This window comes from Ferruginibacter sp. HRS2-29 (genome assembly GCF_024343615.1).
Classification (GTDB): Bacteria; Bacteroidota; Bacteroidia; order Chitinophagales; family Chitinophagaceae; genus Ferruginibacter.
In genome coordinates this window covers 111,998-123,135 of the sequence record NZ_RJUB01000125.1, presented here as the reverse complement: position 1 = coordinate 123,135, position 11,138 = coordinate 111,998, and the positions used below count along the sequence as shown (strand labels likewise).

At 49.9% G+C, this 11,138-nt stretch carries 3 protein-coding genes; all 3 read left to right on the top strand.

Features of this window, described 5'->3' with window-relative positions:
• Positions 1-19 precede the first annotated feature (19 nt).
• The 3 genes from EGI32_RS13260 (at position 20) to EGI32_RS13245 (ending at position 10,959) form a co-directional block, all read left to right on the top strand.
• Positions 20-1,030: a Gfo/Idh/MocA family protein gene (locus EGI32_RS13260; RefSeq protein WP_255155844.1), complete on the top strand. Its 1,011-nt coding sequence runs from the start codon at positions 20-22 to the stop codon at positions 1,028-1,030.
• Between the two features lie 156 nt (positions 1,031-1,186).
• On the top strand, positions 1,187-1,663 hold the full coding sequence (locus tag EGI32_RS21200) for an acyltransferase (protein ID WP_303626649.1): 477 nt from the start codon (positions 1,187-1,189) through the stop codon (positions 1,661-1,663).
• Positions 1,664-2,208: 545 nt separating this feature from the next.
• Entirely contained in the window at positions 2,209-10,959 is an 8,751-nt protein-coding gene (locus EGI32_RS13245) for a putative Ig domain-containing protein (RefSeq protein ID WP_255155843.1), read from the top strand.
• The last annotated feature ends 179 nt before the right edge of the window (positions 10,960-11,138 follow it).

The window sequence follows — 11,138 nt, the reverse complement described above, 5'->3', positions numbered from 1 at the left end:
TGCTTAACTTTAATGAAATATGAGTGAATTAAAATTTGGGATAATCGGTTGCGGAAGGATAGCACAGCGCCATGCGGAACATATCAGCCGTATTGGAAAACTGGTAGCCATATGCGACATCGATGAGCATAAAGCAAGAAGCCTGGCAGAGAAATATGGTGCGGCATGGTATACCCATCACGCGGAAATGTTGGGGCAGCATATAGAAATGGATACAGTATCGGTATGTACCCCCAATGGCCTGCATGCTGCGCATAGCATCGATGCATTGCGATCGGGTTTTCATGTATTGTGTGAAAAACCGATGGCGATAAAAGCTGCGGATTGCGTGCAGATGATCACGGCAGCAGAAATGGCCGGAAAAAAACTGATGATGGTGATGCAGAACCGATTCAATCCGCCGGTGGCAGCTGTAAAGAAAATACTGGACGAAGGAAGGCTGGGGGAAATATACAGCGTGCAACTGAATTGTTTCTGGAATAGGGAAGATGAATATTATATTAATTCCTGGAAGGGAACCAGGGAACTGGATGGTGGAACATTGTTCACGCAGTTCAGTCATTTCATCGACCTCCTGTACTGGATGTTTGGAGATGTGGAAAAAATAAACGGTTTCACCGGAAATTTTCATCACCAGGGTGTCATTGAATTTGAAGACACCGGCGCCCTCACGTTAAAATTTACCAGCGGTGCCCTCGGCACGATCAATTATTCGGTCAATAGTTTTGAAAAAAATATGGAAGGCTCACTGACTATCTTTGGAGAGCATGGTACGGTGAAAATAGGCGGGCAATACCTGAATGAACTGGAATATCAGAACATCCGGGATTACGAAATTAAAGATCTTCCTGCCGGTAATCCTCCCAATCAATATGGAAAATATACCGGCTCGATGAGCAACCATGATAAAGTGTATCAGAACCTGCAAGCCGTATTGACAGAAGGGGCGGCCATAGCTACTACGGGATTGGAAGGATTGAAAACGGTGGAGTTGATAGAGAGGATTTATGCGGTGGCGATAGAAGGCTGACCACAGACGACAGACAGCAGGCCATAGACGACGGACCACCGACCACAGACGACAGACGACAGGCCGCAGTAGGTTGATAACCACCGTCTGGTCCTCGGAGTTATGGAAACTATTATTACAGAACAATACAACAATCAACAATAAATCAATTCAACAATGGCCACAACGCGTCCCCCGAGGATTTTAGAAAGCACCATCCGTGAAGACGTTGTTTTTGGAGAGAACGTAACGGTGGTGCAGCCGGTGAACCTGTACGGATGCAGCATTGGCGATAACAGTTTTGTGGGGCCGTTTTGCGAGATACAATCCGGCGTGGTGATAGGGTACAATTGCCGGGTACAATCGCATAGCTTTATCTGCAGCCTGGTAACCATTGGCGACGATTGTTTTATCGGTCATGGGGTGATGTTTATCAATGATGTTTTTTCTACCGGCGGCCCGGCGGGCGGCGATCAGTCGAAATGGGAAAAGACGATTATAGGTAACCATGTTTCTATTGGTTCAAATGCCACGATACTGCCCGTGACTATATGTGATAACACCGTGATAGGGGCGGGGGCAGTGGTGACAAAAGATATTTCTGTGGCGGGCATCTATGCAGGGAACCCCGCACGTTTCATAAAGAAGCTATAGTCGTTCAGAACAGTCATTCACATACAGTAATCTCTTCGTTGGGCTAACTGAAATACTGTTCTTATCACCGGAAAGTTCATCTTTCAGGTTCCGGTAATTACTGAATTTTAATTCTTATCCCTTTAGCTTCGAAACCCGTCAAAATCAACAGGATAGCACGCAAACCCTTTCCCAAAGCGCATTCCACAGAGACATGTTATCCACAAAAACGCAAAAAAACGCTTAAATATTTTGATTTTCTTTTATTAGGGGTATTTTTACTAAACGATTGGGAATTCCCGGTGCTGCCTAACCTACCTATCCTCCGAAACGCCCCCCCAAATTCAGTCTCTTATAATTACCTACAGTTTGAAACGTCCCTAACCGTCTCATTCCGCTTACCATTTATTTCCAATTTGTCTCTTCAAAAAGAGATTCTCCGTTGTTAAACCTGAAATCAAGTTTCATCGTATGTAGCATGCATTGCCCCAGGGCTAACCATATTCGATCCTCCCATCCTTTGTAAAAAATCATTTGCTTATTCGTCACAGTATAATTGATTTTTTATGAAGAAAGTTTACTTCTCCGTTTTTAGAAACATACAAAGCCTGTTGTTCGTACTAGGTCTTTTATTGTTGCCATGCTCTGCGCTTTTTGCCCAGACTCAAACCTTTGCCACACCCGGTACATACACTTTTACAGTGCCGGTGGGAGTTTTTTCCATTAATGTTTCTGCATGGGGTGCCGGTGGTGCCGGCGGCGGCGTTAATGGTCTTACACGTGCCGGTGGCGGTGGCGAAGGGGGCTCTTTTGTAAGAGGTACTATGGCTGTTATTCCCGGTGCAACTTACACTGTGGTTGTTGGTACTGGCGGTACAGGAGCGCTTAATGCGACCGGAACCGCTGGTGGAGCTTCTTCTTTCAGTGTGAGCGGGGGCGGTGCTACATTATATAGTGCAATCGGTGGTGGAGGTGGCGCTGTAGGCGCCAGTTTCGGTGCTGGTGGTAACACTGCCAACACAGGCAATATTGTTACAGGCACTTCTCAAATAACTTTTTATGGGGGTAATGGCGGAACGGCTACAAATGCAAGTTCGGCATCCAGCGGAGGCGGGGGCGGTAGTGCAGGCGCCGGTGGAAACGGGGGAAATGGCGGGGTTGTAACCGGAGGTACGGCCGGGGCTGCCGGTACACCAGCTGATCCAGGAATTGCAGGGGCAACCGGCCGTGGTTCAGCAAATGATGGGAACGGTAATAATGGTAGTGCACCTGGTGCTGGTGGAAGCGGAGGCAGGAATGCTAATGATGCTACAGATTATCGCGGCGGCAATGGTGGCAATGGCCAGGTGAAAATAACTTATGCAGCGTTGACATATAAGGCAACGATCAGCTCATTTAATGGCGGAGGTTCCGCCAATTGGTGTGCAGGTGAAACCAGGAACGTGTCCGTACTGATCACCAACACAGGTACAGCAACCTGGACAGACGGAACAGGTGGCTATCCTAATATAAGGGTAGGTGTGAAATGGAATACGAATGGAGCTAACTGGACAGATTATCATGTTCGGGTAGGCGCTGGAAATCTCGCTCCCGGCGCATCCGCAACGATTACTTTACCGATCACCGCTTCTAATAATGCCGGTGCAGGATATACAACAACACTTGCTGCCGGATCTAATAACCTCATCTTCGATGTAGTGTACGAAGGTGTTTCATGGTTCGGTGATAATGCAGGCGGTGTTGGCCCGGGAAATGTCAAATTCACTTCTCCGGCTCAGACGATCATTGCCGCACCGGCCACACCGGGAGGCAATACTGTGCAATCATTTTGCGGGGCGTCAGCTCCCACAGTTGCCAATCTGGTGGCTACGGGAACTACTATAAAATGGTACGCTGCAGCGTCGGGAGGTACTGCTTTGGCAACTTCCACACCATTGGTAGATGGTGCGCATTATTTTGCAACACAAACAAACGGCAGTGGTTGCGAAAGTGCTACAAGGCTCGACGTAACGGTCAGTCTTGCAACTTCGATCACTTCATTGACATACGCTTCAAATCCTGCGGTATATTGCCCCGGGGCAGCCATCACTGCTAACAACCCCATCGTTGGAGGAGGTACTCCTGCCAGCTACAGCGTATCCCCGGCTTTACCAAACGGGTTAACTTTAAATACCAGCACCGGTGTTATCAGCGGAAACCCTACAACAACAACCCCGGCAGCAGACTATACCGTTACAGCCACCAATGCTTGTGGAAGCTTTCCGGTAAATGTAAATATTACCATTTTACCGGCAGCGCCAACGGGTTTAAGTTATGCCGAACTCACTCCCAGCTATTGTGTAGGTACAGCTATTACCAATAATACGCCATCGAATTCAGGTGGTGCTGCAACTGGCTATTCTGTTACTCCCGCATTGCCATCAGGTCTTAGCCTTGATCCATCAACCGGGGTGATCTCCGGTACACCATTAGGCGCATCTCCGGCAACAAATTATACGGTGACTGCCTCAAACAGTTGCGGTTCTGCTCCAAGGGTGATCAACATTACTGTAACCACGCCGCCACTTTCTATCAGCTATGCAACCACTACAGCTGTCTATTGTCCGAATGTTGCTATCACCGCAAACAATGTTTCATTTACCGGTGGTGCACCAACAAACTATAGTGTATCGCCGGCATTGCCTGCGGGATTAAGCATCAATGCTACAACAGGTGCTATCAGCGGCACGCCCACTGCTGCAACTGCTGCAGCCAATTATACCATCACAGGCAGCAATACCTGCGGAAGCCAGCAGGCAGTAGTGAATATCACTATCTCTCCTGCGGCACCCACTGCATTGAACTATAGCGGCAACACCGCTGTATATTGTCAGAATACACTCATTACCAATAACACACCATCCAGCACCGGTGGCGCACCAACAAGTTACAGTGTCAGTCCGGCCCTGCCTGCAGGATTAAGCCTCGATGTAAATACCGGTGTTATTTCAGGAACGCCGACTGTACTGTCTGCTGCCGCGAATTACACAGTTACCGCTACCAATAGTTGTGGATTTACGACGAGGGCGGTGAACATCACTGTTACCACTGTAGCTTCATTGACCTACAGCGCGCCAACTGCGGTGTATTGTTTAAATGTAACCATCGCTAATAATACCGCTACCAATTCAGGGGGCGCGTCCACTTCTTATGCTATCAGTCCTGCATTGCCTGCCGGCCTCAGCTTCAATACCGCCAACGGGACCATATCGGGCACACCAACTGCGGCGAGCGCTGCGGCCAATTACACCATCACGGCTACCAATAGCTGCGGTGTGTCTTCAGGAACTGTGGTGAACATTACGGTAAACGCACAAACTATTTCCCTGACTTCCGGAAACAGCACACAATCGGTTTGTCAGAATGCACCACTGGTCAACATCACTTATAATGTAGGTGGAAGTGCTGTCAATGCGAGTGCTACCGGATTGCCAACGGGAATTACAGGATCATATTCAGCAGGTGTGTTCACCATCAGTGGTTCTACCAATGTGGCTGCAGGAGCATATCCATTCACGGTTACCACATCGGGTACCTGTAATGCTGCTACAGCAACGGGAACGATCACGGTGAATCCTTTGCCAAACAATCCTACCACACCGGTCAACCTGAGCATCTGCCCCAATGGCTCAGGTAATATCAGTGTGAGCAGCCCTTCAACCGGGTCACTGGTAGTTACTTTCAACGCGGCTTCACAGCCTGCAGAAACAAATTCGGCTCCGGGCAATGTAGTTGCTACTGCAACTATGCCTGCTTTGCCAACGGGTGCAACGATGACATTGGCTACACTGGATTATGATAACCTTACCGCACTGAGTGGTTCATGGAGATCCGATATCCGCCTGGGCTTTAGTGGCGCAGTAAACAATTCGGCGGCTACAGGAACAGGCGCACCGAACTCGGCCGGTACTTTCGATTATACACGTGCAGTGTCACTGGCATCTATCAATCCTGCCGGTGGTACTGTAAACCTTTTGTACTGGGATAATATCAATGACAGGGCTGGTGCGGATGCGAATTTCAATACACCAAGTTCAGCAACACTGACCATCAATTATACATTGCCCGCTACTACCGTAAGGTGGTATGATGCAGCAACGAATGGCACTTTACTTGGTACAGGAAATACTTTCAACCCGGTTGGTACAAGCGTATTGCCCAATACTGCTACACCCGGTACTTATAATTTTTATGCAGAAGCTGCTTACGCAACAGGTTGCGGAAGCGCAGCAAGGCAACTGGTAACCGTTACGGTTAATCCAAACCCTTCTGTAGTAATTACCAATCCACCTGCGGTTTGTTCTCCTGCAACAGTCAACCTGACCCTTGCGGCAGTAACAGCAGGTTCAACAGCAGGGCTTACTTATACATACTGGACCAATGCTGCCGCGACTACCGCTTATGGTACTCCCACTGCCGCAACAAATGGTACTTATTATATCAAAGGAACCACAGCCGCGGGATGTTTCGACATCAAACCGGTGGTGGTGACAGTCAACCAGGCTGCAACCGCGGCTGCCGGAGCTAATACGAATGTCTGCCAGTCTTCAACCCCCGGTGCTATCACACTCAGCGGGTCAAGTGTGGGCGGATCGGCTACCACCGGCCAATGGTCAATAGTATCAGGCGGTGGTACACTCAGCAATACAACATTCCAGGCAAATGCCGGTATAGCTACAACTACCTACACCCCGGCAGCAGGTTTTACCGGTACGGTTACTTTAAGGCTGACTACCAATAATCCGGGGACTGCCTGCGGACCTGTCTCGGATGATAAACTGGTGATCGTTGATGCAGCTCATACCGTTTCAGCCGGTGGACCCGATGTGGTTTGCCAGGCTGGCTCATTCACCCCTATAACACTTTCGGGTGCTACAGTAGGTGGTGGCGCTACCCGCGCAAGATGGTCTGCCCCTGTTGGTACATTCAGTAACAATGGTAACCCATCAGCGTATTCAACAACACCCAATACAGAAACATACTTACCTCCATCCAATTATACAGGTACCATCACATTAACCCTGACAACAGAGTCAAACAGTTCATGTGCGGTAGCTACTGCAACGAGAACGATCGTGGTTAACCAGGCAGCAACAGTAAACCCTGGCCCGCAGAACACAGTTTGTCAATCGGCCACCCCGGCGGCGATCACACTTACAGGGGCATCATTTGGAGGGGCAGCTACATCGGCTACCTGGGCGATCATTTCAGGTGGTGGTACACTCAGCAATACTTCGGCCACTACAACCCCGGCCACGGTAACTTATACCCCGGCTGCAAACTATACCGGCCTGGTAGTATTATCATTGACTGCAACAGATCCTGATGGAAGCGGCCCTTGCTCGACTGTAAGTGCAACCAGGACTATTTATGTCAGCCCCGCGCCAACAATTACTTCGCTGACGGCTACACCTGCAACCATCTGTGCGGGCGGCACTACCAACCTGGTAGTAGTGGCACCAGCGCCTCCATCTGCTACACTGATCAGCGATAATTTTAATGGAGTGCTTTCCTTTATACCAACCGGGTCTGTTACAGGTTTTAATTTTGGCAGCATCTTTACTGTGAGGAACAGCCCTTACACACCACCACTGGATGGTGCGCTCTCAAGCCCTGATAACAGCAAATACATCATCGCTGATGAAGCCGTGGTCTTCTCCGGAGGAACCAGCAGCCAGCTGACATCAGCTTCTATTAATACAAATGGATATTCGTCTCTTTCACTGGCCTTCCAGTACTCGTATGATAACGGTGGCATCACCGGCTCATCGGCTACGGTGGAGATCTCCAGGAATGGCGGTGCATGGACTACCGTTCAGACACTGGGAACCAATTCAGGTTTTGCTAACGCAACGGTGGACCTTACAACCGCTATCAATGTTACCGACCTCAAAGTGAGGTTTAACTATACTGCTTCCAGCTTCCTGGTTGGCTACAGCCACCTGGCGCTTGATAACGTAAATCTTACCGGCGTGGTGGCTCCCCTGGCATACGCCTGGACAGCTTCACCTGCGGGTGCTACATCAGGCCTCAACGCCGGTCATGCAGCATCTTCTGCGGCAAACGCCAATATCACCATTGCGCCTACGGCAACCACAACTTATACCGTTACACAATCAAATGGACAGGGTTGTACTTCCACCGCACAGGTAACTGTTACAGTGAACCAGCCATCTGTTGCACCGGCGGGTGCCGCGGCTTCACCACAGACCATTTGTCTTGGCCAGTCCACAACACTTACCAAAACAGGCGCCGGCTCGCTCGGTACCGGGGCTACCTGGCATTGGTATGCCGGACCTGGTTTTACCACTCCTGTGGGAACCAGCTCTGCTCCTGATGCATCACTTACAGTAACTCCATCCGGTACCACCACTTATTATGTGCGCGCAGAAGGTGGCACTGCCCCTTGTGCTGCCAATACAGCTGCGGCAAGTGTGACCGTGACCGTAAATATTCCCTCCATTGCCCCAACAGGCGCGGTGGCTACACCAACCACCATCTGTGCCGGTAGTTCATCCATATTGACGCAGACTGGCGGTACACTGGGTACAGGCGCTACATGGCGCTGGTATACAGATCCGGGATTCAACACACTGGCAGGATCAAGCGTTGCTCCTGATGCCTCACTTACAGTTTCACCATCTGGTAACACTACTTATTATGTACGTGCAGAAGCTGGTACGGCTCCGTGCAGCACCGGAAACACAACGGGAGCCAGCACAACCGTCACGGTGAATGCTGCTGCTACAGCAGGCATAGCTGGTGCAACCACCATCTGTGCAGGTTCTTCAGCCAATATCACTATCACTGCAACTCCTAACACAACCGTTGGCTACCAGGTAAATGGTGCCGGCCCTGTATTGACGATCGCGGTGAATGGTACAGGAACTGCCACATTGGTAACTGGTCCATTGGCAGGCACCACCACGTACCATCTTGTAAATGTTGGTTACACTGCTACACCGGCCTGTACACAAACTGTTACCGGTTCAGTGACCATTACCGTAAACCCCGCAGGAACATGGCTGGGTATCACGAGCAACTGGCATGATGCCAATAACTGGTGCGGCGGAATGATACCAACCAATGCAACATCCGTAAACATCCCGGTAATGATGCCCGGATTATTTTACCCGGTTATTTCCGGCCCGGCTTCTGCCCACAATATCACCACAGCTGCGGGTGCAACCATCACCCTCAATAATACCACCCTCGATGTATATGGCAGCATCATCAGTACCAATGGGATCAATGCTATCGATGGCCATGTTACTTTTAAAGGAAGTACCACACAAACTGTAGCAGGCAGCATGTTTGTTGCAAAACAAATACGCGACCTCACCATCGATAATAATGTAAATGTGACCGGCAGCGATACACTCAAGATCAGCGCGACACTTGATTTCGGTTCACCGGCAGGTGGCAGAACTTTCGCCGCAGGCACCAGCAACGTAGTGTTGTTGTCATCACTCACCAGGACAGCGAATGTTCCCGACATCGGTAACAATGCCATCACCGGTACCAAATTCACAGTAGAACGTTTCATCAACACCGGAACAGCTACAGTGGGCAACCCGCTTGCACACGGACGTACCTGGCAGTTGCTGTCAGTACCCACCAACAGCGCACAAACGGTGAACAATGCATGGCAGGAAGGGCAGGGCGCTAACGTAAACGGTTTGCCAGGTTACGGTACATTGCTCAACGGCCCAGGTGCACAGGGTGGTTATGATAACAACTCTGCGGGTACTTATATCAAAGTATATTATCCGAATATCGACCAGTGGTCGCTCGGTACTAACCCTACCACAACCCCGATAGCCACTAACCGCGGATGGATGACATTCGTTCTCGGCGACAGGAGCAGCACACCAACGCAGGCTAAACCAACAGTGCTTCGTACAACCGGTAGCCTGTTTACCGGCACACAACCGGCCATCACGATCCAGGCAAATAAATACGATGTGGTAGGTAACCCTTATCCTTCTGAGATCGATCTGCGCCAGCTGATACTGCCGGGCTCCAATCTCACCGACGAAGTATATGTATGGGACCCTTCCCTGGGGGCAGGTTTCGGATTCGGGCGTTATGTGACGCTTACTAAGATCGGATCTGATTACGAAGCGGTACCACCATCGCCTATGTATCCGGGTATCGTAAATACCATTCAATCCGGCCAGGCTTTCTTTGTGAAATCAAATGGCCAGGGTCCTTCTTCAGTAACTTTCACTGAAGCGGCTAAAGCGAATGCCAACAGGGTAGTGACACGTGGTGGAAACGGCGCGAATGAAACCATGCGCATCAATCTTTCGATCGGTGCGGCCACTGCCACCAAAACATTGCTGGATGGCGCTATCGCGATATTTGATGATCAGTATATAACGGCGGTGGATCGTTTCGACGGACTTAAACTGATCAACTCCGGTGAAAATGCAGGCTTCAAAACAGCCGGCAGGTCACTCGCGGTAGACCGTCGCCCTTCACCGGTAACAGCAGATACCTTGTATGTAGAAATGACCGCGATGAAAGTGCAGTCGTACAGCTGGGAAGTGATCGCTTCCAACATGACAAGGCCGGGCCGCAGCGCATGGCTGCTGGATAACTTCCTGGGCACAAGAACACCATTGTCGTTGGAAGGCAGCACGATCGTAAACTTTGATGTGACTTCAGCAGCGCCTTCAGCTGCGGCTAACCGATTCAGCATCATCTTCAGCAAAGTGACAGCCCCATTGCCGGTAACCATCACCAGCATTTCCGCTACACGCAATTCCGACAGGAGCATCGCGGTGAAATGGAGCGTGGAGAATGAGCTGAACATCGATCGTTACGAAGTAGAACGCAGTGCGGATGGTATCCATTTCACAGGAATACTTACAGCAGCTTCTACCAATAGCAGGAACTATGCAAAGGATGATCTCAGCCCGCTGTCGAAAGATAATTTCTACCGCATCAAAGCAACCAGTGTCAGCGGCCAGGTACAGTACAGCGCCATCGTGAAAGTAGCGCCGGTTAAAACGATTTCATCTATCAGTGTTTATCCAAACCCTGTTGAAGGCAAGATCGTCAACCTGCGCTTCACCGATATGCCATCCGGAAACTACCAGCTGCAGCTTGCCAACAACCTTGGCCAGATCGTATACAGCGGCACAGCAACAGTAAACGCCATGAACTTCGTGAAAAACATCACGCTGGGCAAAACGGTTACTGCCGGAAGCTACCAGCTGAGGGTGGTGGATGCGGCAGGGCATGCGACGGACATTCAGCTGATCATCCAGTAAGAAATAGGGAAGATCAGGTAAAAACATAAAATAAGAAACATAGAATAAGAAAGTGTGGGCTTCTTAAGGGTTGAACCTTAATGATGCCCACGCTTTTTTTGTTGATTATATCCTGATATTTTACCTGCTGTGGTCAGAGAATGGATCACCGCGATGAAGCCAGCAACGTCTCCTGACAA

Coding starts and splice junctions, on each gene's coding strand:
- EGI32_RS21200 (WP_303626649.1), top strand. CDS start 1,187: ATGGCCACAACGCGTCCCCCGAGGATTTTAGAAAGCACCATCCGTGAA.
- EGI32_RS13245 (WP_255155843.1), top strand. CDS start 2,209: ATGAAGAAAGTTTACTTCTCCGTTTTTAGAAACATACAAAGCCTGTTG.
- EGI32_RS13260 (WP_255155844.1), top strand. CDS start 20: ATGAGTGAATTAAAATTTGGGATAATCGGTTGCGGAAGGATAGCACAG.